This is a genomic window from Pantoea sp. B270 (genome assembly GCF_018726825.1).
GTDB lineage: Bacteria > Pseudomonadota > Gammaproteobacteria > Enterobacterales > Enterobacteriaceae > Pantoea > Pantoea dispersa.
Map to the genome: position 1 here is coordinate 515,423 of NZ_JAHCSX010000002.1, position 24,842 is coordinate 540,264.

The 24,842-nt window shown below is 58.2% G+C and carries 18 protein-coding genes and 1 pseudogene; 8 read left to right on the plus strand and 11 right to left on the minus strand.

Annotated features, from left to right (window positions below; all coding sequences use genetic code 11):
- The first annotated feature begins 54 nt into the window (after positions 1-54).
- The gene (gene malM, locus KOL70_RS18795) at positions 55-966 is read left to right on the plus strand and encodes a maltose operon protein MalM (protein ID WP_215481331.1); all 912 of its coding nucleotides are present in this window, start codon (positions 55-57) and stop codon (positions 964-966) included.
- Positions 967-1,060: 94 nt separating this feature from the next.
- Here malM and malQ read toward each other — a convergent pair whose 3' ends face one another.
- The gene (gene malQ / locus KOL70_RS18800) at positions 1,061-3,130 is read right to left on the minus strand and encodes a 4-alpha-glucanotransferase (RefSeq protein WP_215481332.1); all 2,070 of its coding nucleotides are present in this window, start codon (positions 3,128-3,130) and stop codon (positions 1,061-1,063) included.
- A gap of 8 nt (positions 3,131-3,138) precedes the next feature.
- On the minus strand, positions 3,139-5,541 hold the full coding sequence (gene malP, locus KOL70_RS18805; RefSeq protein ID WP_215481333.1) for a maltodextrin phosphorylase: 2,403 nt from the start codon (positions 5,539-5,541) through the stop codon (positions 3,139-3,141).
- 276 nt (positions 5,542-5,817) lie between these two features.
- On the opposite strand from malP, the gene malT reads away from it, so the two are divergent.
- The 3 genes and pseudogenes from malT to KOL70_RS18820 all read left to right on the plus strand — a co-directional run bounded on the left by malT (position 5,818) and on the right by KOL70_RS18820 (position 9,172).
- A complete protein-coding gene (gene malT / locus KOL70_RS18810; protein WP_215481334.1) occupies positions 5,818-8,520 on the plus strand; it encodes an HTH-type transcriptional regulator MalT in 2,703 nt (900 codons plus the stop codon).
- 126 nt (positions 8,521-8,646) lie between these two features.
- Positions 8,647-8,886, plus strand: a complete 240-nt coding sequence (relB, locus tag KOL70_RS18815; RefSeq protein ID WP_215481335.1) for a type II toxin-antitoxin system RelB/DinJ family antitoxin — start codon at positions 8,647-8,649, stop codon at positions 8,884-8,886.
- Positions 8,886-9,172: pseudogene (locus KOL70_RS18820) on the plus strand (type II toxin-antitoxin system RelE/ParE family toxin). Before relB ends, KOL70_RS18820 begins: the two are co-directional and overlap by 1 nt.
- A gap of 118 nt (positions 9,173-9,290) precedes the next feature.
- Here the strand turns inward: KOL70_RS18820 and KOL70_RS18825 are convergent.
- Together KOL70_RS18825 and KOL70_RS18830 are read right to left on the minus strand one after the other, a co-directional pair.
- Positions 9,291-11,072 carry a GGDEF domain-containing phosphodiesterase gene (locus tag KOL70_RS18825; RefSeq protein ID WP_215481336.1) on the minus strand — a complete coding sequence of 594 codons (1,782 nt, stop codon included), beginning with the start codon at positions 11,070-11,072 and terminating at the stop codon, positions 9,291-9,293.
- A gap of 498 nt (positions 11,073-11,570) precedes the next feature.
- A complete protein-coding gene (locus KOL70_RS18830) occupies positions 11,571-12,452 on the minus strand; it encodes a LysR family transcriptional regulator (protein WP_136548390.1) in 882 nt (293 codons plus the stop codon).
- Between the two features lie 104 nt (positions 12,453-12,556).
- Between KOL70_RS18830 and budA the strand changes: the two genes are divergently transcribed.
- The gene (budA, locus tag KOL70_RS18835; RefSeq protein ID WP_215481337.1) at positions 12,557-13,339 is read left to right on the plus strand and encodes an acetolactate decarboxylase; all 783 of its coding nucleotides are present in this window, start codon (positions 12,557-12,559) and stop codon (positions 13,337-13,339) included.
- 14 nt (positions 13,340-13,353) lie between these two features.
- Positions 13,354-15,033, plus strand: coding sequence for an acetolactate synthase AlsS (gene alsS / locus KOL70_RS18840; protein WP_058776332.1), 1,680 nt, complete (start codon positions 13,354-13,356; stop codon positions 15,031-15,033).
- Between the two features lie 82 nt (positions 15,034-15,115).
- On the opposite strand, the gene KOL70_RS18845 is transcribed toward alsS, so the two are convergent.
- From KOL70_RS18845 to KOL70_RS18875, 7 genes are all read right to left on the minus strand, one after another.
- Complete coding sequence (locus KOL70_RS18845; RefSeq protein WP_058776389.1) at positions 15,116-16,765, minus strand: methyl-accepting chemotaxis protein; 1,650 nt, start codon at positions 16,763-16,765, stop codon at positions 15,116-15,118.
- A 158-nt stretch (positions 16,766-16,923) separates the two neighbouring features.
- Positions 16,924-17,934: a GlxA family transcriptional regulator gene (locus KOL70_RS18850; protein ID WP_058776331.1), complete on the minus strand. Its 1,011-nt coding sequence runs from the start codon at positions 17,932-17,934 to the stop codon at positions 16,924-16,926.
- A 271-nt stretch (positions 17,935-18,205) separates the two neighbouring features.
- The gene (locus tag KOL70_RS18855; protein WP_058776330.1) at positions 18,206-19,324 is read right to left on the minus strand and encodes an FAD-binding oxidoreductase; all 1,119 of its coding nucleotides are present in this window, start codon (positions 19,322-19,324) and stop codon (positions 18,206-18,208) included.
- 33 nt (positions 19,325-19,357) lie between these two features.
- Entirely contained in the window at positions 19,358-20,431 is a 1,074-nt protein-coding gene (locus tag KOL70_RS18860) for a Gfo/Idh/MocA family oxidoreductase (RefSeq protein ID WP_215481338.1), read from the minus strand.
- A complete protein-coding gene (locus KOL70_RS18865; RefSeq protein ID WP_021509433.1) occupies positions 20,431-21,177 on the minus strand; it encodes an amino acid ABC transporter ATP-binding protein in 747 nt (248 codons plus the stop codon). Before KOL70_RS18865 ends, KOL70_RS18860 begins: the two co-directional genes overlap by 1 nt.
- Before the next feature lies 1 nt (position 21,178).
- Positions 21,179-21,985 carry an amino acid ABC transporter permease gene (locus KOL70_RS18870; RefSeq protein ID WP_021509434.1) on the minus strand — a complete coding sequence of 269 codons (807 nt, stop codon included), beginning with the start codon at positions 21,983-21,985 and terminating at the stop codon, positions 21,179-21,181.
- A gap of 73 nt (positions 21,986-22,058) precedes the next feature.
- Complete coding sequence (locus tag KOL70_RS18875; RefSeq protein ID WP_058759175.1) at positions 22,059-22,880, minus strand: ABC transporter substrate-binding protein; 822 nt, start codon at positions 22,878-22,880, stop codon at positions 22,059-22,061.
- Positions 22,881-23,075: 195 nt separating this feature from the next.
- Between KOL70_RS18875 and KOL70_RS18880 the strand changes: the two genes are divergently transcribed.
- On the plus strand, positions 23,076-24,152 hold the full coding sequence (locus KOL70_RS18880) for a LacI family DNA-binding transcriptional regulator (protein ID WP_215481339.1): 1,077 nt from the start codon (positions 23,076-23,078) through the stop codon (positions 24,150-24,152).
- A 195-nt stretch (positions 24,153-24,347) separates the two neighbouring features.
- Complete coding sequence (locus KOL70_RS18885; protein ID WP_215481340.1) at positions 24,348-24,758, plus strand: hypothetical protein; 411 nt, start codon at positions 24,348-24,350, stop codon at positions 24,756-24,758.
- The last annotated feature ends 84 nt before the right edge of the window (positions 24,759-24,842 follow it).

Consider the following 24,842-nt stretch of genomic DNA (forward strand, 5'->3'; position numbering starts at 1 on the left):
CGGCGGCCATTGCCTGGCCTACGCCGCTGCCTGACAACTTGTTGGGATAACACAATGAAAAAACATCTTATCGCCTTCTGCCTGAGCAGCGCGCTGCTGACCGGCGTCATTATGCCAGTCCAGGCCGACATCAATCTGGTACCGCAGGATCTTTCCGCGGCACCCGCCATTCCCACCGCGCGGCTGCAGCAGCTCAGCTGGCAGCCGGTGGATGCTTCACGTGCACAAACCACCACGCTGACGCAAAGCGCAACGCCCTTAGATGTACGTGGCGTCACGGGGGCCATTGCGGCTTACAGCCTACCTGCCAATCAGGGCGAGCTGACGGTTACGCTAAGCAGCGAGGTGGTACACAATCAGGTCTTTGCGCCAAATGTGTTGGTACTGGATGAAAACCTGCAGCCGGCCGCGTGGTTTCCGAGCCGCTTCTTCAGCTATCAGCAGCCCGGCGTGATGAGCGCCGATCGGCTGGAAGGGGTGATGAAGCTGACGCCGGTGCCGGGCCAGCAGAAGATCTATTTGCTGGTGTTCACCACCGATCAGGATTTAACCCAGACCACGACGCTGCTGGATCCGGCCAAAGCTTATGCCAAAGGCACCGGCCATGCGGTACCGGATATTCCCGATCCGGTGGCGCGTCACAGTCGCGACGGCAAAATCAAACTGAAAGTAGCAACCAGTTCCGGCTCGTCGATTCTGGTTGGCCCGTTGTTTGGCTCAGCCGCGCCTGCCGCTGTCACCGTTGGCAGCACCCGGCCGGCCATGGCCGCCACGATGGCGCGCGCGCCAGCGCCTGAATTGGCACCGCTGGTGAATGAGACGGAAAGCTATTTCAATCAGAGCATTCGTCAGGCGGTGCAACAGGGCAATATCGATAAAGCGCTGAAGCTGCTGGATGAAGCAGAGCGTCTGGGATCGACATCGGCGCGGCAAACCTTTATCAGCAGTGTTAAAGGCAAGGGGTGAAACTGCCCCGACAGTGCTGAGTTGCCCCACCTGGTGCGCTTCGGCGCACCTTTTTTATGGCACTCCGACCTGCACGCAGCAGGTCGGTTTCGTGCTAGTTACGCTGGCGCTGACGTGATTGTACCGCCGTCAGCAACGCATCGATTCTGTCATCCTCCGCCATCGCTTCCAGCGTTACGCTTAGCTTACGTCGCCAGTTGGGATACTGATCGACGGTGCCCGGCACGTTGACCGGCAGTGCCATATCCAGCCACTCTTCCGGCTGCAAACCGAGCAGTGCACACTGGCTGCGGGCCAGATAGCGATGGATCGCCTGACTAAGCTGATGACTCATGCGGACGCTGGCCCGCCGGAAGCGGCGGCGCGGCGGCAAATCACCGCTGCGCAACAGCGTACGCAGCAACGCCTGTTTGGCCAGGCGCCGATCGCGATACAGGCCAGCGAGAATCGCCCGATCGGGGTACAGTCCGAGAGCACTGCCCAGCCGCAAATCGTCACTTTGCCACCAGCCGCGCAGCGTCGGCATATCATGGGTGGTGGTAACGGCCATCGCCTGACGCGGCCACGTCGCTGGCGCGCGGAAGTGGCGCTGCGATTCCTGCTCAAAGTAGAGCACTTTGTAGGAGTACACACCGGCGTCGCGCAGTTTATCAACGATGGCTTCCGGCACGGTGCCCAGATCCTCGCCAATCACCATGCAACGATGGCGCTGGCTCTCCAGTGCCAGAATCGCCAGCAAATCATCCACCGGATATTGCACATAGGCACCGTGCGCCGCGCTTTCGTCCTTCGGTATCCACCATAAACGCAGCAGCGCCATCACATGGTCAATGCGCAGCGCGCCGCAGTCGCGCATGCTGGCGCGCAGCAGGGCGATCCACGGCTCGTAGCCGCGCGCGGCCATCACCTGCGGGTCCATCGGCGGCAATCCCCAGTTCTGACCGAGCGGACCGAGGATATCCGGCGGCGCGCCAACGCTGGCGTCCAGGCAGTAAAGCTGCCGATCGCGCCAGGTTTCCGCGCCATCCGCCGCCACGCCCACCGCCAGGTCGCGATACAGCCCGATCGCCATCTGCTGCTGCTGACACAGCTGCCAGCAGGCGGCGAATTGCTCTGCCGCCAGCCACTGCAGCCACATGTAGAAACGCACCTCGTCGCTGTGCTCAATGCGAAACGCCAGCACTGTCGCACTGTTCGCCTGCTGCCATTCGGCCGGCCAGTGTTGCCAGCCATAGCCCGTGCCATCCTGCGCGCCGCGCGCCGCGTGCAGCGCATCAAACAGTCCCTGATGCAGCAGGCTGTCGCCCCCGGCACGCACAAACTCCGCAAACGCCTGCGCCTGTCCATCATCTGCCGTGCGCCGGCGAAACTGCTGCCAGGCAAGCCGTAGTCCCTGCAACTTAAGCCGGGTGACGGCAGTGTAATCCACCCACGCGGCATCACGCGCTGCCCGAATCGCCTGCTGCGTCTCCTCAGCTTGCCACCAGGCCTGCGCCGCGTCGCTGAGGCCAAAATCGGCCACGGCGCTCACGTCGATATAGAGGATGTTGAGCCAGCGCCGGGACGAGGGACTGTAAGGGCTGGCGCTTTCCGGTGCGGCAGGAAACAGCGCGTGCAGCGGATTGAGCCCGACAAACGCGCCGCCGCGCCGCGCGGTTTCAGCGATCATCTGCCGCAGATCGCCGAAATCCCCGATGCCCCAGTTAGCCGCAGAGCGCAGCGTATACAGCTGAATACAGCTGCCCCACAGCGATTCGCCCGCCAGCAGTTCCGCAGGTTCGTAGCAGCGGCGGGGTGCCACAATAACCGGGCAACGGTGACACTGTAACTCCTGGGTCAATGTCAGCTGGTGATAACCGGCGGGCAACGCGGGCAACACCAATGCCTGACCCGGCTGGCAGCGCCCGGACCAGCTTTCGCCGCTTTCGCTCGTCAGCTGCCATTCCGCATCGGCGCTGAGCGCCGGTGCCAGACTTAGTGGCTGTCCGACATAAAAAATCACCACCGGCGGCAGCGATGCGGAGCCGTTCGCAGGGGCCTGCATCAGCGCGGCGAGACGCTGATGGGTAAGAGCAGAAATCTGCCGCGGTTTTCCGTGCGCATCAATATATTCCGCAGCAATAAGCGCGTCAGCACGGCGATCAAGAGCATCTTTGGGTTTCATGGCGTTCCTTAGCGGCTGGCCTGCCAGATACGTTGCTGATAGTCACGAATGGCGCGATCGGCACTGAACATGCCGCAACGCGCGGTATTGAGGATTGCGGCGCGCGTCCAGGCCTCAGGATCGGCCCACAGCGCTTCAACCTGCTGCTGTGCGTTGAGGTAGTGGCGAAAATCAGCCAGTACCAGATAAGGATCGCCGCCTTGCGCGCCCAGGCTGTTGACCAGATCGCTAAACGCCGTGCGGTCGCCGTTACTGAAGGTGCCATCTTCCAGCGCGGTCAGCGCGCGATCCAGCTGCGCATCCTTACTGCGCCAGTTCAAGGGCGAGTAACCGGCCTGTTTCAGCGCGCTGACCTGTTCCACAGTATGGCCAAAGATAAAGATATTCTCTTCACCGACCTGCTGCGCGATTTCAACGTTGGCCCCATCCAGCGTACCGATGGTGAGTGCGCCGTTCAGCGCCAGCTTCATATTGCCGGTACCGGACGCTTCTTTGCCCGCAGTCGAGATCTGTTCCGAGAGATCGGCGGCCGGAATCAGGCGCTCGGCAACCGACACGTTGTAATCAGGGATAAAAACAATTTTCAGCCGGTCGCCGACCCGCGCATCGTGATTGATGGTTTCCGCCACTTTATTGATGGCGTAGATGATGTTTTTCGCCAGCGCATAGCCCGGCGCCGCTTTGGCACCAAACAGCATCACGCGCGGAGCCAGATTGGCCTGCGGATCGCTGACCAGCGTTTGCCACAGCGCAATCATGTGCAGCAGCATCAGGTGCTGTCGTTTGTATTCATGCAGCCGCTTGATTTGGACGTCAAACAGCGCATCAGGCTGCACCGCAATGCCGGTTCGGGCGGCGATCCACTCTGTCAGCGCCTGCTTGTTGTGCTGCTTAATGGCGCGATATTCGGCGCGGAAGGCGGCATCATCGGCGAATGGCGACAGATCCTGCAGCGCATCGAGATCGTTAAGCCACGGACGCTGCAGCGTTTTGTTGATCAGCGCCGCCAGCGCCGGATTGCACTGGTTGATCCAGCGACGCGGCGTGATGCCGTTGGTGACATTGTGGAACTTCTCCGGCCACAGCGCGTGATACTCGGGGAACAGGTCCTGTACCACCAGCCGCGAATGCAGCGCCGCCACGCCGTTGACTGCAAAGCTGCCGACCACGCACAGATTTGCCATGCGCAGTTGCTGATCGTGCACCAGCGCCAGTTTTGACCAAATCGCCTGATTGCCCGGCCAGCGCGCCTCAACCTGCTGTTTTAGCTGCGCATTGAGCGTATTGATGATCATCAGATGGCGCGGCAGCAGGCTGCGCACCAGGCGCAGATTCCAGCACTCCAGCGCTTCCGGCATCAGCGTGTGGTTGGTGTAGGCGAAGGTGCGCTGGGTAATGCGCCAGGCGTCCTGCCAGCTGAGCCGGTGCTCATCCAGCAGCAGGCGCAACAGCTCCGGGATGGCCAGCGTCGGATGCGTATCGTTCAGCTGGATCACTTCATAATCCGCTAACGTTTCGATGGATCGTCCCGCCGCCTGATGACGGCGCAGAATATCCGCCAGCGTACAGGCACACTGGAAATACTGCTGCATCAGACGCAGCTTTTTGCCGGCCTGATGATTGTCATTCGGGTAGAGCACTTTGGTCAGTTTTTCCGCCTCAATGCCTTGCTGTTCTGCACGCAGAAAATCGCCGTTATTGAAACGCTGGAGATCAAACGGACGGGCATGCTTTGCCTGCCACAGACGCAAGGGCTGCGTGATGCCGTTGCGGAAACCCACCACCGGCAGATCCCAGGCTTCACCCTGCACAACAAAAGCAGGCTGCCAGTGCGTCACGCCGTCAATGGTGGTCACGCTGCCGCCCAGTCCGACCTGCACGTCAAGCGCCGCGTTGTGGCGAAACCAGGGATAACGATCGCGCTGCCAGTCATCCGGCTGTTCGTGCTGCGCGCCCCCGACAAAATGCTGGCGAAACAGACCGTACTGGTAGTTCAGGCCATAGCCGATCGCAGGCTGGCCGGTGGTCGCCATCGCATCGAGAAAACAGGCGGCCAGCCGTCCCAGACCGCCGTTGCCCAGTGCCGGATCGGTTTCACGCTCCAGCACATCACTCAGCGTCACTCCAGCTGCGGCCAGCGTCGCTTTGACGCCGTCGTACCAGCCGAGATTGAGCAGATTGTTGCCGGTCAGCCTGCCCAGCAGAAACTCCATTGACAGATAATTAACGTGGCGCTGTCTGCCAGCGGCCGGCTGCACCGGTATATCCGCCAGCAGTTCGGCCAGCGCGCCGCTCAGCGCATGCCACCACTGGTCGGGGCTCATTTCCTGCGCATCCGGCAGGCCAAAACGTTGCCACTGGCGCACCAGCGCGGCAGAAAAACGGTCAGGGTCAAATGTGGGCAGTGCCATAGGGAAACTCCAGTCGAATAAATAGGGTTTCAGGCAGTGTGACGCTGCCGCCAGGCGGCTACCTCCTCCTGCAAAAAATTCCACGGGGAGGACAGGGAGGGTGGAGAGGCTGAGGTAAATCTGAAAGCGTGGCAGGAGTGTGATAACACTCGCTTTTGTAAAGCGTAACTAATCAGTTCGCTTGCATTCAGTAACCGAATCTCCGAACGTGTATGACTATTAATTACGAAGCGTAAAAAAATGATGCGCTGAACGTTAACGGAGAAGCGTGCGCCCATGTTGATACCCTCAAAACTGAGTCGTCCCGTTCGTCCTGAAAGCACGGTTACCCGCGATCGTCTGCTGCAAAAGCTCAGCGCAGCGGCGAATTACCGGCTGGTGCTGATTGCCAGCCCGGCGGGCTACGGCAAAACCACGCTGGTATCGCAGTGGGCGGCTGATAAAAGCGAGCTGGGCTGGTATTCATTAGACGAGGGCGACAATCAGCCGGAGCGCTTCGCCGATTACCTGATCGCCGCGCTGCAGCAGGCTACCCGCGGCGCATGCAGCCGCAGCGAGACGCTGGCGCAAAAGCGTCAGTACGTGAACCTCAATGCGCTGTTCGCCCAGCTGTTCAATGAGCTGGCCGCGTGGCAGCAGCCGCTGTGGCTGATCATCGATGATTATCATCACATCACCAATCCTGCCGTGCATGAAGCGATGCGCTTTTTCCTGCGCCATCAGCCGGATAACCTGACGCTGGTGGTGCTGTCCCGCAATCTGCCGCAGTTGGGTATAGCTAATCTGCGCGTGCGTGAACAACTGCTGGAGCTGGGCAGCCAGCAGCTGGCCTTCACCCATCAGGAGGCGAAACAGTTCTTCGACTGCCGCCTGAGTGCGCCGCTCGCGCCGGATGAGAGCAACCGTTTGTGTGATGATGTAGCAGGCTGGGCGACCGCGTTACAGCTGATCGCACTGTCCACCCGTCAGGGCGCGGCATCGGCGCAGGACTCCGCTCGCCGGCTCTCCGGTATTAATGCCAGCCACCTTTCCGATTATCTGGTCGAGGAAGTGCTGGATAACGTCGATGCCGCCACGCGCCATTTTTTGCTGAAGAGCGCGTTATTGCAGTCGATGAATGATGCGCTGGTCGCCTGCGTGACCGGTGAAGACAACGGGCGCATGCGGCTGGAAGAAATTGAACGTCAGGGACTGTTTATTCAGCGCATGGATGATTCAGGGCAGTGGTTCAGCTATCACCCGCTGTTCGGCAGCTTTTTGCGTCAGCGCTGCGAATGGGAGCTGGCCAGCGAGCTACCGGCCATTCACCGCGCGGCTGCGCAAAGCTGGATGGCGCAGGGTTTTCCCGGCGAGGCGATTCATCACGCGCTGGCGTCCGGCGATACTGATATGCTGCGCGACGTGCTGCTGCAGCATGCGTGGACGCTGTTCAACCGCAGCGAACTGGCGCTGCTGGAGCAGTCGCTGAATGCGCTGCCGTGGCGCACGCTGCTGACCAGTCCGAAACTGGTACTGCTGCAGGCCTGGCTGATGCAGAGCCAGCATCGATTTTCCGAAGTTAACCGGCTGCTGGCGCGCTTTGAGGAAGGCTGCGACTGCGAAATTGACGCTGCGCTGCAGGGTGAATTCAATGCGGTGCGCGCACAGGTGGCCATTAATCACGGCAACGCCGACGAAGCAGAGCGGCTGGCACGGCTGGCGCTGGAAACGCTGCCGGAAACGCGTCGCTATAGCCGCATTGTGGCCACCTCAGTGCACGGCGAAGTGATGCATTGCAAAGGCGACCTGACCAACTCGCTGGCGCTGATGCGGCAAACCGAACAGATGGCGCGCCGCGATGAAGCCTGGCACTACGCGCTGTGGAGTTTGATTCAGCAGAGCGAAATCCTGTTCGCGCAGGGATTTTTACAGTCAGCGTGGGAGATTCAGGAAAAAGCGTTTGTGCTGGTGAGTGAACAGCATCTGGCGAACATCCCGCTGCACGAGTTTTTACTGCGCATCCGTGCGCAGCTGATGTGGGCGTGGGGCCGGCTGGATGAGGCCGAACACGCCGCGCGCGCAGGCATCAAAGTCCTGAAAGGCTATCCGCCCCAGCAGCAAATCCAGTGCCTTGGGCTATTGATTCAGTGCTCGCTGGCACGCGGCAATCTGGATAATGCGCGCAGCTATCTCAGCCGGCTGGAGAATCTGATGAATAACGGCGTGCTGCACAGCGACTGGATTGCCAACGCCGACAAAGTGCGGCTGATCTACTGGCAGATGACGGGCGATGCGCAGAGCGCCAGCCACTGGATGCGCCATACCGATAAACCCGCCTTTGCCAACAATCATTTTTTACAGGGCCAGTGGCGCAATGTGGCGCGGGCGCAGATCCTGCTGGGCAATCTCAGCCAGGCCGAAGTGATCCTCGATGAGCTGAATGAAAATGCGCATGCGCTGCGGCTGATGAGTGATTTAAACCGTAACCTGCTGCTGCTGAATCAAATCTACTGGCAAACCGCGCGCAAAGCAGAGGCGCAGCAGGCGCTGATCGAAGCGCTGAAGCTGGCACGCAGCACCGGCTTCGTCAGCCACTTCGTGATTGAGGGCGAAATGATGGCGCAGCAGCTGCGCCAGTTAATCCAGCTCAATACGCTAAATGAACTCGATCAGCATCGTGCCCGGCGCATTCTCAATGAGATCAACAAGTATCACCGGCATAAGTTTGCCCATTTCGATGAGAGCTTCGTCAGCCGGCTGTTGAATCATCCGGATGTGCCGGAGCTGATCCGCACCAGCCCGCTGACGCAGCGCGAGTGGCAGGTGCTGGGGCTGATCTACTCCGGCTACAGCAACGATCAGATCGCCGGCGAGCTGGACGTCGCGGCGACCACCATCAAAACCCATATCCGTAATCTGTATCAGAAGCTGGGCGTCACCCATCGCGCCGAAGCGATGCACCAGGCACAGTCAATGCTGAAACTGATGGGCTACGTTTAGGGCAGAAGTCGTGTTGCGGTGAATTTCATTACCTGCAGAGCGCGTATAACGCTGGGCATGACTTGATATATGCATGAGGGAGTGAAATACTTGTAATGACATTTGTATGTACAAGAGGTGTAGGACATGGGCAGCATCAACCTGCGTATTGATGATAAACTCAAAGCACGTTCTTACGCTGCGCTTGAAAAAATGGGGGTGACTCCCTCTGAAGCGCTTCGTCTCATGCTTGAGTATATCGCCGAAAATGAACGTTTACCGTTCAAACAGACACTGCTGAGCGACGAAGATGCTGAGCTGGTCGAAATAGTGAAAGAGCGGCTTCGCAATCCTAAGCCAGTTCGTGTGACGCTGGATGACCTTTGATGGCCTATTTTCTGGATTTTGACGAGCGGGCACTAAAGGAATGGCGAAAGCTGGGCTCGACGGTACGTGAACAATTAAAAAAAAGCTGGCTGAAGTTCTTGAGGCACCCCGTATTGAAGCGAACAAGCTTCGCGGTATGCCTGACTGCTACAAAATAAAGCTCAGGTCTTCAGGTTATCGCCTTGTCTATCAGGTGATAGACGAGAAGGTGGTGGTTTTCGTGATTTCGGTTGGTAAAAGAGAACGCGCGGAGGTTTATAACGAGGCCGTGAAGCGCATTCTCTAAAACTAAGCCGGGTATTTCTGTTTCACCTTTAAAGTATCATTCTGCTTTAAGCTAACAGAGTCATCGTATTGCCACTGAATCTGCTCCAGACGCTCCCCGGCGTACACTGAACCATACCTCAGCGTTGTGCCGCGAGCTGGCGCGTCAGCCACGCATCCAGTTCGCTTTCCGGCAGCGGGCGTGCATAGAAGTATCCCTGCGCCTGATCGCAGCCGTACTCCGCCAGCGCGGCAACGGTGTCGACATTCTCCACGCCTTCAGCCAGTACAGTGTAATCCAGCTGTTTCAGCATGGTAATGATGCTGCGCGCGATAATCCGCGACGCGGTATCTGAGGCGATTTCGCTGATCAGCGCGCGATCAAGTTTGATCACATCCAGCGGCATCCGTCGCAGATAGCCGATATTGCTGTAGCCGGTGCCAAAGTCATCCAGCGAGATGCCAAACCCACGCAGCTTGAGCAACTCCAGCCCCTGTAGCGCAGCGGGACTGTTAATAATCTGCTCGGTCTCCAGACATTCAATGCCCAGCAGCGAGGTCGGCAGGCGGGCCTGCAGCATTTTCATTTCCAGCGCATCGGCAAAGCCAAGATCAGAGAAGTCACGGCTGCTGATATTGATGGTCACCGGCAGCTGGAGGGGGCTGTGCTGCAGGCGTTTTAGCCTGGCGATCGCCTTGTCGGTCACCCAGCTGGTTAAGGCACTGAGCAGCTCGGTCTGTTCCGCCAGCGGGATAAACAGATCGGGAGCGAGTTCGCCGCGCTGCGGATGCCGCCAGCGCACCAGTGCCTCCAGGCCAACGGGCCGGCCACTGTTCAGGCAGATCTTCGGCTGGAACGCCAGCCACAGGCCCTGATCCTGTTGCAGTGCCGCAGCCAGATCGTTCATCAGAAGAAAGTCCTGAGTGCGGCGCTGATCGGCTACCAGGCTGAAGCTCATGGCGGGCACCCGGTTGCCGATCGCCTCATGCAGCGCACTCACCGCCCGGCGCAGCACTTCCTGCGCGCGAAGTTCTGCTGGAATGAAAATGACCTCGCCGGTAAAGCAGGTGAGGGCGACAGAGATGCCCGCGTCCAAATCCGCGCTGATCCCTGCCAGGTTTTCCGCCACCGATGCGGCGGTCAGCGGGCTGTTATCGATGGTGAGAATCGCAAAACGCCCGGTGGCGACGGTATAAATGATGTCGTCCGCACCGGGCTGCAGGCGCAAAGGCAGTAACGTGGTGACGTGCTTCAGCAGGCTTTCCACCGGCCCCATGCCCATGGCACGCGCCAGTTCATAGGCGCGCGGCATATCAATGCAATCAATGAGGATAAGCCGCTGCGGCGTCCGATCCCCCAGTGACGCCAGCCGCTGCAGATCGCGAATCAGACGCTGGCGGTTGGGAAGTCCGGTGACCGGATCGGTAAAGCCCGCGCAGTGCCACGCTTCGAGGAATGACATCACCAGGTCGGCCAGCAGCTGTAATATCTTCACCTGCTCAGCGCTGAACGGGTGCGGTGCAACGTCGGTCACGCACAGCGTGCCCAGCACGTAACCGTCACGATGTCTGAGCGGCACGCCAGCGTAAAAGCGGATGTAGGGGGCACCAATGATCAGTGGATGGCGGTCAAAACGGGCGTCCTGCAGAGTATCAGGGATGACCACTGCACCGTCACTGTCTACCGCATAGCGGCACAGCGAGTCCTCGCGGGAAGACTGCTCCAGCGCAAAATTATGGGCGGCGCAGATATGCTGATGTTCATCATCCAGAACGGAGACAAAGCTACCTGGAATACCCAGTGCCTGACTGGTCAGCCGGACAAAGTTTTGTAATACGTCGTCGCGGCTTTCGTCGCGACTGCGCAGCGCTTTCAATGCCCGCGCACGGCGATCGTCGTCACCGTTGAAATTCATCAGCATAATTTCCTCCGCGCCGGCCTGGTTCCGGTGCGAAATTTAACAGCAAAAAGTATAGTGTGCGGCCTGCAACACCCTGCCGCTGGCGTGGTTAATAAGCGTAAATATTATAATGGTCTTTCTCATGGTAGGCTTAACACCGGCATCTGTCATTTTTATTTTCTTTAACGAAATTTTTAAGCAGCGACGATTCTGATAATTTATCGTAATATTTTTATCAGTCTGATTGATAACAGGTTACGCGTCCTCACTGCTAACTCTAATTAAGTAGAACGTGCAGACATTAATCACTGAGAATGAAGGAATTATTAATTTCTGGCAGAGATGAGCCGGGTAATAATACTTGCTTTTAGTGATTGATGAGCAAAATAATAGTATCACTGCGTATTATTATCCTGATAAAAAACGCACCTGCCGGTATATTTATTATCCTGGCTAATGTTATATAAGCGTATTGTTCAGTCCGCTCTGTCACCACAGACATCAGATTTCCCCCTCAAATTATTCCCCGTTAATCAAACTCAGCAGGTGTAACACCGTTTTGGCCGGATGATTACGCCGCCAGGCAAAGGCAATGTCGGTGAACAGCGTATTGTTTTCAATGTCACGAAATACCAGCTGTGGATTGTTGACGCAGCACAGCGAAGCCGGCACCAGCGCAATCCCGCAGCCTGCGCCCACCATGCCGAGCGAGGAGGTAATCTGCGGTGCCTGCTGAAAGCGACTTGCGGCAAAGCCGGCGCGCAGACAGGCACTGACGATTAATTCGTACAGGCTGGGCGCCACCTCGCGCGGGAAAATAATCAGTGATTCTTCGGCCAGCTGCGTTAGCGCAACACTTTGCTGCTGGCTCAGCGCATGGCTGGCTGGCAGCGCCACTTTCATCTCCTCCGTGGCGATCACTTTCAGGTTAAACGCCTTACTGCTCTCACACGGCAGACGAATGAACGCCGCATCCAGCAAACCTTCCCCTAAGTCCTGCATCAGCAGCGCCATGTTCTCTTCCCGGGTGATGAGCTCCATCGCCGGGTAGCGCGTTTTGAAGGCGCGAATCAGATCAAACACCGGCGCGCCAAACGCCACCGAGCTGGCAAAACCCAGTGACATCTGGCCGCTCATGCCCCGCGCCACGCCGCGCGCCTTTTCCAGCGCCATATCGGCCAGCTGCACAATCGCTATCGCATCGGGCAGAAACGCGCGGCCCGCATCGGTCAGTTCCACGCCGCGCGTCAGGCGCTTCAGCAGCGGCGTGCCGATCTCGTGCTCCAGCCGCTGGATTTGCTGGCTGAGCGGCGGCTGCGACATGCCCAGCAACTCGGCGGCGCGGGTAAAGTGCTGCGTTTCAGCAACGGCAACGAAATAACGCAGGTGGCGAAGTTCCATATCAAAAACGTCTCGAAGTTGGCAGTTTTCACTATTGGATTCTGTGAGCCATGTAGCCCACCATGATATTAACACGGCTTAACTATCTGATTGTGAGGCAGCAAATGTGTAACTTTGTATCTGATCGTTCATGCGAAGATCAGCTAAAGGCATCCGTCACTCAACTGGGACAGCAATCACCAGAAAAGGTTATCTATCAGACCTCCCTGATGAGTGCGCTGCTCAACGGCGTCTATGACGGTTCAACCACCGTCGCGCAGCTGTTGCAGAAGGGCGATTTTGGCCTCGGCACGTTCAATCAGCTGGATGGTGAACTGGTGGCATTTGACCGGCAGGTATATCAGCTGCGCGCCGATGGCAGTGCCAGCCCGGCCCGGCCTGAACAACAAACCCCGTTCGCCGTGATGACCTTCTTCAAACCGGAACATCAGCACCGCTTTGCGCATACCGCTACGCGCGATGACGTCCATCAGGTGATTGATCGCATCATCACCTCCGATAACCATTTCTGCGCGCTGCGCCTGAGCGGCCGCTTTGCCTCGGTGCAGACGCGCACCGTGCCCTGCCAGTGCCGTCCGTATCGCTCTATGCCGGAAGTGCTGGGCAATCAGCCCACCTTCGATTTTCGCCAGCGTGACGGTGAGCTGATTGGATTCCGCACGCCGCAATATATGCAGGGTATTAACGTCGCCGGCTATCACGAGCACTTCATCACCGATGATCGTCAGGGCGGCGGGCATATCCTCGACTATGTACTGGAGCAGGGCACGCTGACGTTTGGTGCCATCAGCAAGCTGGTGGTCGACCTGCCGCAGGATCGCGAGTTTTTACAGGCCGATCTCAATCCGCAGGATTTGGATGCCGCGATCCGTTCCGTCGAAAGTTAATCGCAGAGGTGATCATGAAACAGCTTAAAACCCAGACGCTGTGGAACAGTGGCGCAGACCTGGTTGTCGCTCAGCTGGAAGCGCAGGGAGTAAACCATATCTTTGGCATTCCCGGCGCCAAAATCGACAAGGTATTTGATTCGCTGGTGGATTCTTCCATTCAGCTGATTCCGGTGCGTCATGAGGCTAACGCGGCGTTTATGGCCGCGGCAATGGGTCGTCTGACCGGCCACGCCGGCGTAGCGCTGGTGACTTCCGGGCCCGGCTGCTCAAACCTGGTGACCGGCATGGCCACCGCCACCAGCGAAGGCGATCCGGTAGTGGCGATCGGCGGGGCGGTTAAGCGCTCCGACAGTGCCAAACAGGTGCATCAAAGCATGGACACGGTGGCGATGTTTCGCCCGGTGACCAAATTTGCCGTCGAAGTCACTGATGCCTCGGCGCTCGCGGAGTGCGTATCGAACGCGTTTCGCCATGCCGAAAACGGGCGCGGCGGCGCATCATTCCTCAGTCTGCCGCAGGACATTGTTGACCAGCCGGTGTCAGGCAGCCTGTTACAGCGTTCAGGACACATCACGCTGGGCGCTGCGCCCGACGCGCTGGTGAATGCCGTAAGCCGCGAGATTGCGCGGGCGAAAAATCCGGTGATTCTGCTGGGCCTGATGGCCAGCCAGCCGGAGAATAGCGCGGCGATTCATGAACTGCTGAGCAAAAGCCGTATTCCGGTGACCAGCACCTATCAGGCGGCGGGCGCGGTGCGGCAGGAGCACTTCTCACGCTTTGCCGGCCGGGTTGGCCTGTTTAACAATCAAGCCGGTGACCGCTTGCTCCAGCAGGCGGATTTGATTATCACCATTGGTTACAGCCCGGTGGAGTATGAACCGGCCATGTGGAACAGCAGCAACGCCTTGCTGGTGCACATCGACGTGCTGCCCGCCGAGACCGATAACCACTATCAACCCGACGCTGAACTGGTGGGCGATATCGCCGGGACAGTGCGCAAAATCGCCGCGCAAATCACGTCACCGCTGCAGCTCAGCGACGCTGCCGCTAGCATTCTGCAGGATCGTCAGCAACAGCGTCAGCTGCTGGCGATGCAGGGTGCCAGCCTCGATCAGTTCGCCCTGCATCCGCTGCGTATCGTCCGGGCGATGCAGGACATCATTAACAGTGATGTCAGCCTGACGGTCGACATGGGCAGTTTTCATATCTGGATTGCCCGTTATCTTTACAGCTTCCGGGCACGGCAAATCATGATTTCCAACGGGCAGCAAACCATGGGCGTGGCGCTGCCGTGGGCGATTGGCGCCTGGCTGGTCGATCCGTCCCGTAAAGTGGTGTCGGTGTCGGGCGACGGCGGCTTTCTGCAATCCAGCATGGAGCTGGAAACCGCCGTCAGGTTAAAGGCCAATATTCTGCACATCATCTGGGTCGACAATGGCTATAACATGGTGGCGATTCAGGAAGAGAAGAAATACCAGCGCGTGTCCGGTGTGAACTTCGGGCCGGTGGATTTCAAAGCTTACGCGCAGGCGTTTGGTGCCGCTGGATTTTCGGTGAACAGCGCAGCTGAACTGGAACCCACGTTGCGGCGGGCGATGGAGGTGGAAGGACCGGCTGTGGTGGCCATCCCGGTAGATTACAGCGATAACCCGCTGCTGATGGGGCAGCTACATCTCAGCCAGCTGCTGTGAGCGGAGGCGAAGCCGGACCGGCCGTCAACGTCACGGCGGTCCGGAATAATGCGCTATTTAGCGCCAGGCTGGCCGGATGGGGTTAAAAGCTCTGCCAGTCCGCGTCCATGCCGTGCCCGGCGGCCACGGGTACAGCAGCCGGACGTTTCAGCGCGGAGACCGTTTTCGGGCGCTCAGCAGGTCGCGCGGACCCGGCCAGTGAAAACTGATTCACCAGGCCGGACAGAGTTTGCGCCTGATCCTGCAATGACGCGGATGCGGCAGAAGCCTCCTCTACCAGCGCCGCATTCTGCTGCGTGACATCATCCATCTGATTAATCGCCAGGTGCACCTGCGAGATGCCGGTGTTTTGCTCTTCGGCGGCGGCAGCGATTTCGCTTACCAAATCATTCACCTGACGGAACGCGGTTTTCAGTCCTGTCATGTTCTCTTCCACCGCTTCGGCCTGTACCGCACCCGATTCCACCAGGCTGTAGGAGGTATCAATCAGCTGTTTGATCTCCCTGGCCGCCTGGGTTGAACGCTGCGAGAGATTGCGCACTTCACCCGCGACCACCGCAAAGCCCTTTCCGTGTTCGCCGGCGCGCGCCGCTTCGACGGCAGCATTCAGTGCCAGAATATTGGTCTGGAAGGCAATGCCTTCGATCAGCGTGACAATTTCGGTGATTTTTTTCGAACTGGAGCGGATCTCCGCCATGGTGTTGAGCATATTGCCCAGCGACACCGCGCTGGCGTCTGAAAGTTCTGTCGCGTTACCGGCCAGACGATTAGCCTGCCGGGTATTGTCGGCCGTCTGACGCACGGTTTCGCTCAGTTCCGCCATACTGGCCGCCGTCTGTTCCAGCGAGGCGGCCTGCTGTTCCGTCCGCGAGGAGAGATCTTCGTTGCCGGCGGCGATTTGTGCCGACGCAGAACTGACAGCGTGAGAAGCGGTACTGACCTGCGCCAGCGCGCTGCCAACCCGGTCAAGTAGCTGGTTAAAGGCGCGGGCCATGTTGCCGACTTCGTCTTTTTTGCTGTCATCGGCGGTGACGCTCAGGTCAAGGCTGCTGCCAACGTGATCCATCACCTGCCCAATTGCTTTCAGGCTGTGACGAATGCGCATCAGGGTTAACGCGGTGAGCGTACCCAGTAACAGCAGTGTCAGCGTGACCCCGGCACTCAATCCCCAGAATGTGCGGTGATAGATCTCCTGGTTCACCACGCGCAAGCCGTCACCCAGCGACAAATTAAGCGCCATCTGCTGGCGATAATCATTTTTTAACTGACTGATGGCGCCGCCAATACCGCTTTCGGCTTCCAGCATGCCGAGCGTGACGTCATCCTGATGAGCATGCGAAGCAGCAAGAAACGCCGGTAATCGCGATTCAACCACGCGCAGCGTCGCCAGGCCTTTAATGGTCATCTGCTTATCTTCGTCGCTGGAGATATCATTGGCTAAATAATATTCTGCCAGCGTTTTAATGTCGGCCAGGCGCTGGGCGATCTCTTTCTCGACCGGCGGCATACGCGCATTGTCAGTCTGGCTTTGATGTTTATACAGGGAGAGCGACAGTTTATTGCTGCGATCAATCAGTTCGGACAGATCGCGAATAGAGGGAATCGCATTGACCTGAACATATTCAAAGCGCTCCTGAAAACCGCCTAACAGTCGCACAGAAATAATGCCCGTCACCACCAGTGAAGCTGAGAGTAAAATGAAAGCCAGGGTAAGTCTTTGAGTAATATTCATCATATTGTTACCTGATAAAAAGTTAAAAGGAATAAAGCGACAACCCACCGTACATCGGCAGGACCTCACAAAAGGTTATTTCAAAAATTATGAATAAATTAACTTTTCAGGATCATTAATTTTGAAGTAATTAAATAACTTTCAAAATGCGTGGCGTATTATTTTGCGCTAATTACCTGCGCCTTACGGTGTGCAATCCACTCACGATACTGGGCCGGCGTCATCGCCATCACCTGATGGAAGGCTTTACGAAAGGCGGTATCTTCGCTGTAACCGCACTGCAAGGCGGTCTGACGCACGCTGACGTCGGTGCTGGCCAGAATGGTACAGGCCAGTTCAATGCGGATGCGGGTAATAAACTCTTTTGGCGTTTCCTGCGACAGGGCTTTCATTCTGCGCTGCAGGGTACGCCCGGTAACGTTCAGCGCGGCTGCCAGTTGCGCGGCATTGATGGCGGGATTTTCCAGGCGGATGATCTCCTGCGCCCGCACCAGAAACGGCGTGCTGCTTTTCCCCGTACCCGGCGAGCCGGGAAGGTGGGTGTGCAGCACAGGGTTATCGGCCAGCGACATCTCCCGGGTGAGATCCGCCACCGCCTTGCCGGCGCTTTTTTCAATGATATACAGGGCCAGCGATATCCACGAAAAACAGCCACCGCTGGTAATGACGCGATCGTCTTCCTCCAGCGTTTTGCCTTTCGCCAGTCGCGCCTGCGGATAGCGCGCCTGCAGCATATGGCTGACCCACCAGGTGGTGGTACAGGAACGGTCATTCAGCAAACCCGCCTCGCCAAGGATCACGCCACCGGTGCCCGCAGCAGCCACCCAGGCACCCTGCTGATAGAGTTTGTTAAACCAGCCGGCAGCCTGACGGATACTGTCGAGGTTGATCGGTTGCAGGTCGGGCCCCAGCAACATGCCGGGCGCAATCACCACATCAACCGCACCGGCCCCCTGAAATGAGCTGTCGATGTGAATCAGGCGGCCTTCCGTATCCCACACAGGATCCCCGTTGGCGCTGACAATCAGCGTTTCAAAAGCTTTATCGGGAAAGCGTGCGGCGTGCACGGGGGAAGATGCAATCGCTTTGTTGGTTATCCAGAAAAGGTCGGTCATTCCGGCAACGGCGGACAGTACGCTGCCTTCCAGGGCGAGTATGGCGATACGCATAAGGGGTTTCCTGTGTTCAGATTGTCGTGATTTGCGTGAAAAATGTGACATTTTCCGCCGCTGAAGCTTTGTGGCCTCAATAGCGGACTCTTAGTTTATCTGGCCCTGGCGGTTGTCATCGGAAAAGAAACCGGCAATACGCGGATATCAGACCAGCAGGGAAGCGGAAAGGGCGCGTGGATGAAGCGATGGGATCGGGCAAATGAGAGGTGTGTGACAGACAATAGGGCGTGTAGCCAGCGCCACCATCATCGTGGCGCTGGTGCTGACGTTAGCTGAATCTTTCCGGGCGGAAGGTCGCCAGCATCGGGTGTTTAACGCCGGTGAGTATCTCCTGCGTCAGTATCTCACCGAGGATCAATGCCAGCGTGGCGCCGGAATGGGTGAAGACAACAAAACAGCCGGGAACCTGCTGCAGCTCACCGACCACCGGTTCGCCATCGCCAGGAATCGGTTTGAGACCGATTTTCCAGCTGCTGGCTTTCAGCGGCGCGCCGTCAGCGATCAGGTTACCTGCTTCCGCCATCAGCTGGTTAATGACTGCGGTATCAATGCTGTACTGCCCGTCGGCCTGCGCGACGATGTGCTCTTCATACCAGTCATGATCGACGGCGATGGTGTTGCCGGGATTAGGCCGGACCGCCGCGCGCGGCGTATTCATTACCACCTGCAGCCGGTGATCGCCGGGCTGGCTGGTCACCAGCATAGAGACCGGAGAACCGTTGGGGATGTGCACGCCGAGCGGGGCAACCACTTCCGGCGTCCACGGGCCACACGCTACCAGTACGCGATCGGCCAGCAGCTCACCGCGTTTTTCGCTGCGAATGCCGCTGGCCCGGCCGTCTTTGGTGATCACGCTGGCTTTACCGGCGTGCTCAACGATCTCTCCGCCCAGCGCGCGCAATGCCTGAACCAGATGCTCAACCAGATGCGGCAGGCTGACCCAGCCTTCACCGGGGTTGGCAATCGCCACCTGACTCAGACTGGCCGGATTCACCTGCGCATCGACATCACCGACCGTGGCGCGATTGATCAGCTTTGAGTCGTAGCCCTGCGCTTTTTCATAGTGATGACGCGCTTTGGTGCCCGCTTCATCGTCTGCGGCCCAGTAAATCGCGCCGTCGAAGCGCAGCCAGTCGAGCTGCGGATGACGGGCAAACAGCGTGCGATAGCGGTCAATGCCCGCCATGCGCAGCGCATGGTAAGGCTGCGAACGCTCGCCCGCGGAGTTGAGCCAGGAGAGGGATCGGCCGGTGGCGCCGGAGCAGAGTGCCGCTTCCGTCACCAGCGTGACCTGCGCGCCCGCCTGCGCCAGCTGCCAGGCGGTTGAGACGCCGAGGATGCCGCCACCCAGCACGATAACGGTTTTTGCCACGGTTTTGTCAGACATCATTCATTCCTTCTGTTAAAAAATGTTCGCCCTTCAGGCAATACGTACGCGATGCTGCTGATGGAGCTGCTCAATAAGCTGTAAAACGCCGAGCGCTTCACGCGCATCAACCGGCGGCGGCCCACCATGTAACAGCGCGTGGGCTAACAGCTGATAGAAAGCGGGGTAGTCGCCACGTTCAATCGGCACCGTTGTGGTTGCCCCGACCGTGCCGGCCCGGGCAACGTTTTCTGCCGGCGTGACGCCGTACTGGCTATCGCCGGGCGACATGCCAGCCGCCAGCTGCGGCTCCTGATGGTCCAGCCCCCAGTGGGTGAAAGCGCCTTTGCTGCCCAGCAGGTGAAAGCGCGGCGCATTCAGTGCCGCCTGGCCATTCATCCACAACCGCGAGCGCACGCCGTTGTGGTGCAGCAATGAGACAAAACAGTCCTCGTCGCTGTCCGATTGCGGGCCGGAATGGCGCGCCAGCTCTGCCGTGGCATGGGCGACCGGGCCAAAGAGCTGGATGGCCTGGTCAATCAGATGGCTGCCGAGATCCAGCAGCAAACCACCGCCCTGCGCCAGCGTGACGCTGTCACGCCAGTTGCCGAATCCCTGCGGTCGCCACCATTCGAAACGCGACTCAAAACTCCTTACGGTGCCGAAGGCTTCCTGGTGCACCAGGCGCTGCAACGTCAGAAAATCGCCGTCCCAGCGTCTGTTATGAAACACGGTGAGTAAGGTATTGGCCTGCTGCGCGGCGGCGATCATCATTTCTGCCGCCTGCACGTCTGGTGCGAACGGTTTATCCACCACCAGATGGATCGCGCGCTGGCTGGCTTGTACAGCCTGCTCCGCGTGTTGCGCCGGTGGCGTGGCCAGCACGATGAGATCGATGCCGATCTCGCCGCCATCAATGGCCTTGAGCAGCGCTGGCCAGTCCGGCAGCACGCGCGCCTGGGGGTAACGTTGCTGCGCGGTCGCTACGCGTTGGGCATCGCCAGTGACGATAACGTCGAGACGATAGTCGGCGTTATGGGCAAGCAGCGGTGCATGAAACACGCTGCCGGCGACGCCAAACCCCACCAGCGCCGTGCGGACTGGGCCGCTAACCTGAAGATGTGTCATTACAGCACCTCCGACAGAAAACGCTGCAGGCGCGCGGACTGCGGACGGTCAAAGATTTGTTCCGGCGTGCCGGCTTCCACGATTTCGCCTTCATCCATAAACACCACCTGGTCGGCCACGCGCCGGGCGAAGCCCATCTCATGGGTCACGACTACCATGGTCATGCCGCGCTGGCACAAATCGGCCATTAGCGTCAGAACGCCTTTCACCAGCTCAGGATCGAGTGCCGAGGTGGCTTCATCGAACAGCATCACTTCCGGCTCCATCGCCAGCGCGCGCGCTATTGCCACCCGCTGCTGCTGGCCACCGGAGAGATCGCGCGGCCGGTGATCGGCTCGCTGAGCAAGGCCCACTTCGGCCAGCCGCTGACGGGCGATCTCCAGCGCTTCGGCTTTCGGGCGGCCTTTCACTTTCCAGGGTGCCAGCGCCACGTTTTCCAGCGCGCTATGATCGGGAAACAGGTTGAAATGCTGAAACACCATGCCAATTCTCAGCCGCAGCGCATCGGGCTTGTCCTTCAGGACAGAACGCCCGGCCAGTAAGACATCGCCGTTCTTCGGCTCATGCAGGCGATTGATGCCGCGTAGTAAGGTGGATTTTCCCGATCCCGAGGGACCGATGATGCAGGTGGTGGTGCCCGGTTCGATGCTCAGTGACACATTACGCAGCACCTCAATCGGGCCGTACGCCAGAGTCAGATTGCGCAGCTCGAGGCTGGCGCCGTGAAATGCAGATGGCATGGCCATATTAGTGTCCTCGCTCGCTGGTAAGGGAGACCGCCGGAACCACGTTGCGCTTTTGTTGCACTTCATCGAGCTCCTTCAGGCCGCTTTGTGGCGCGGTGGCGCGGCGACGTCCGGTACGGTAGCGGACGTCGATGTAGTTCACGGCGTGGGTGAGCGGCACGGTGATCACCAGATAGAACAGCCCGGCCAGCATCAGGGGTGACAGGTTGCCGCTTAGCACGGCGGCATCCTGGCCGACGCGGAACAGCTCACGCTGACCGGTCATCAGGCCCAGCAGATAAACCAGCGACGAGTCTTTGATGATGGCGATGAACTGATTGACTATCGCAGGCAACACGCGGCGGATGCCCTGCGGAATGATCACCAGGCGCATCGCCCGGCCATAGCTCATTCCCAGCGCGCGGCAGGCTTCCATCTGCCCCTGTTCCACGCTCTGGATACCGGAGCGGAAAATCTCGCCCATGTAAGCGCTGGCAATCAGGCTCAGGGCAAAAATGCCGAGCGGATACGGCGTCGGACCAAATAGCTGATAGCTGAAACGCGCCAGGCCCTGACCAATCAACAGAATGGTGAGGATGGAAGGCAAGCCGCGAAACAGATCGGTATACAGCCGCGCGGGCACGCGCAGCCAGCGCGAGGGCGAGATGCCCATCAGCGCCAGTATCAGGCCGAATAACGTGCCCAGCACGGTGGCCGCCACGGAGATAATGATGGTGTTCACCAGTCCGGTTGCCAGCAGCTGTGGCAGGACGTCCATCATCGATGGAATATCAAAAAACGTACGGGAAAGAATAGTGATCAGATCCATAGCCGATTCTCGGTTGCGGGTGACGGACATGCGCCGTCACCGGATGCAGTCTCACGCATAACGATGCGCAGGGTTATTGGCCGCCGGGCAGATACTGTTGCGGCATTGGCGAACCCGGGAACCACTTCTGGTACAGCTGTTTCCAGGTCCCATCCTGCATCGCCGCTTTGATGGCTTTATCCAGCGCTGCTTTGAACTCGGGCTTGCCTTTGGCGATGGCGACACCCGCAGGCGCGTCAAATGAAGGGATGTTCGCCGCCGTGACCAGCTTAAAGCGGGTGGCATAATCTTTGGCGGCTTCGTAATCGAGGAACATGGCATCCAGCGTGCCGTTATTCAGCGCGGACACTGCTGCGTTGTTATCGGGGAAACGCACCAGATCGGTCTGTTTGAAGTGCTGCAGCGCATAGTTCTCCTGCAGCGTGCCCTGAATCACCCCCAGCCGTTTATGCGCCAGGGTTTCAACGTTTTTCACCCCGGAATCGCTGCGGGTCAGCACCGTCAGATAGCCCGCAAGATAGCCGGTGGAGAAATCGACGGTTTTTTCGCGCAGCGGGGTGATGCCAATCGCGGCGACGCCGGCATCATACTGGCCATTTGCCACCGCCGGCAAAATGGCGGAGAAGTCCTGACCGATAAAATCCACCTGATCGATGCCCATGCGATGCGCCACATTTTTGAAGAATTCGACGTCAAAGCCGGTGAAGTTGCCGTTTTTATCGGTGAAGGTGTAGGGCTTCGCGTCGCCGAGGCTGGCAACGCGGAGATGACCGGGTTCGATCAAACCCCAGGGATTACTGTCGCTGGCGGCGTGGGCGCTCCAGCTGGCGGAAACCAGCATTGCCGTGCCGAACAGGGCGGCGGTCAGGTGATTGAAACGTTTGTGCGATGTCATAAGGCTCTTCCGTCTGTGCAGGTGAAACTTCAGAGTTCGCCAAGCCGGTTTATTGTTATTGAGACGGGTCTCAACGCGGGGCAAAATGAAACCGGCTCTGGTTGTGAGACCGGTCTCATTCGGATATACTGATATTAAGCACACGCTATCAGCAGCGTCAATTATGTTGTTATCAACTTGTGATTCGAAATAATTATGACCAATGAAAATGCTCGTTCACGCGGTCCGACCGTTGCCGACGTCGCCCGCGCCGCCAATGTTTCCAAAGCTCAGGCGGCACGCGCGCTGGGCGGGTATGGTTCCGTCAGTGAAGATGTGCAATCGCGGGTGAATCAGGCTGCTGAAGCGCTGGGATACCGACCGAACGAGCTGGCGCGCAGCATGAACACTGGCCGCTCCAATACTATCGGGGTGATTGTCGGCGACATTGAAAACCCGCACTTTGGCCTCGCGCTGCGCGGCATGGCCGACGTCGCGCGCCAGGCGGGCTTTCACCTGCTGCTGAGTAACAGCGATGAAACGCTGGACGAGGAACGGGAAGCCGTGCGCGTGATGCTGGATAAGCGCGTCGATGGCATCATCGTTGCGCCGTGCAGCTCATTGTTTGAGGATAATGAACATCTTCGCCAGGTGCTGGCAGAAGGGCGTTCATTAATGATGTTCGACCGGGCAGTGCAGGGGATGGAGGTGGAGACCATCCAGGCGAACTTTGTCGCAGTGGCCAAACAGGCGACGGAGCTGTTACTGGCGGCCGGGCATCAGCGAATTGCTTATCTCTCCAGCATGCGCAGCGCTGCACCGTATTCGCCGGCAATCACGTTGGGCCCCACGCCGGTGGCGCAACGTGTTAGCGGAATGATTGATGCCTACCGGGCCGCAGGTAAGGAACTGGATCCAGCGCTGATTCGGCTTAATGCGCTCAGCGAAGCCATCATTGAGCAGATCCTGACTGAACTGCTGGCGCTCGCCGAACCACCCAGCGCGCTGATTGCCTCAGATAACCTGATTGCAATGGGCATCCTGCGCGGCCTGGCCAAACGCGGCCTGCGCGTACCCGAAGATATCTCTTTTGTGATGTACGACGATTTTCCCTGGACCGAGCTGATGTCACCGCCGCTAACCGTGGTCGCCCAGCCGGTGTATGAAATGGGGCGCGAAGCCGCGCGCCGGTTGATTTGCCATATCCGCCAGCAATCCGCCGGCGCTTTACCCGCGTTTGACAGCTGGATGGTGGTGCGCGGCTCAGTGGGGGAAAATCCGTCGGCCCGGTGATACAATGTGCGGCGGCGGATTTGTGGAATTTCACCTTGCTTTTTTTGGTCGCCATGAATGGCGCCCCTACAGAAAACGGCGCAGTTTTGTCCTTTCTTACGCACCAGTGAAGCATTGGTTTTACTGGTTACACCACTACTTCTCATGATGAAAAAATAGATCTGAAGGTGACTCTACTAAGGAAAAAATACCATTATGATTTCAAATGATCATGTTCTTAATGCATCATCCTTCATGTTGCTATTTTTGTTGTTGCTGTTGGGAGTCTGTTTTTTTATCTTTGTTTATAAAAATCTTGGCGGCGCTAAGGTAGGTAAGGATTCTTTTCTTTATTTCAATTATATGTTTTTTAAACGTGATGCTTTATCAAACAGTGCATTGATTTTTCTTGTTCTTGGGTATGTGGCGGCGGCGATAGCTGAATATCGAAGAGGGTTTGATGATTTATCTTTAATATCTAATTTGTCTGGAGGAATGTCATTTCTTCTTTTCGCACTCTATGGGAAGTATTTTTACCAGGGGTTAATTGAAGATAAAAAGCCATTTTTCTTTATCAGGGTTTTCCTGACAAAATCAGACCTGTCTTTTGGTGCGATTTTTCTTTAGCTATCAAGACTTGCGTATATGACATGGTTAATAATATTCATTAGCCATTAAATAACGATTAAGAATATAACCGCAACTGCCACC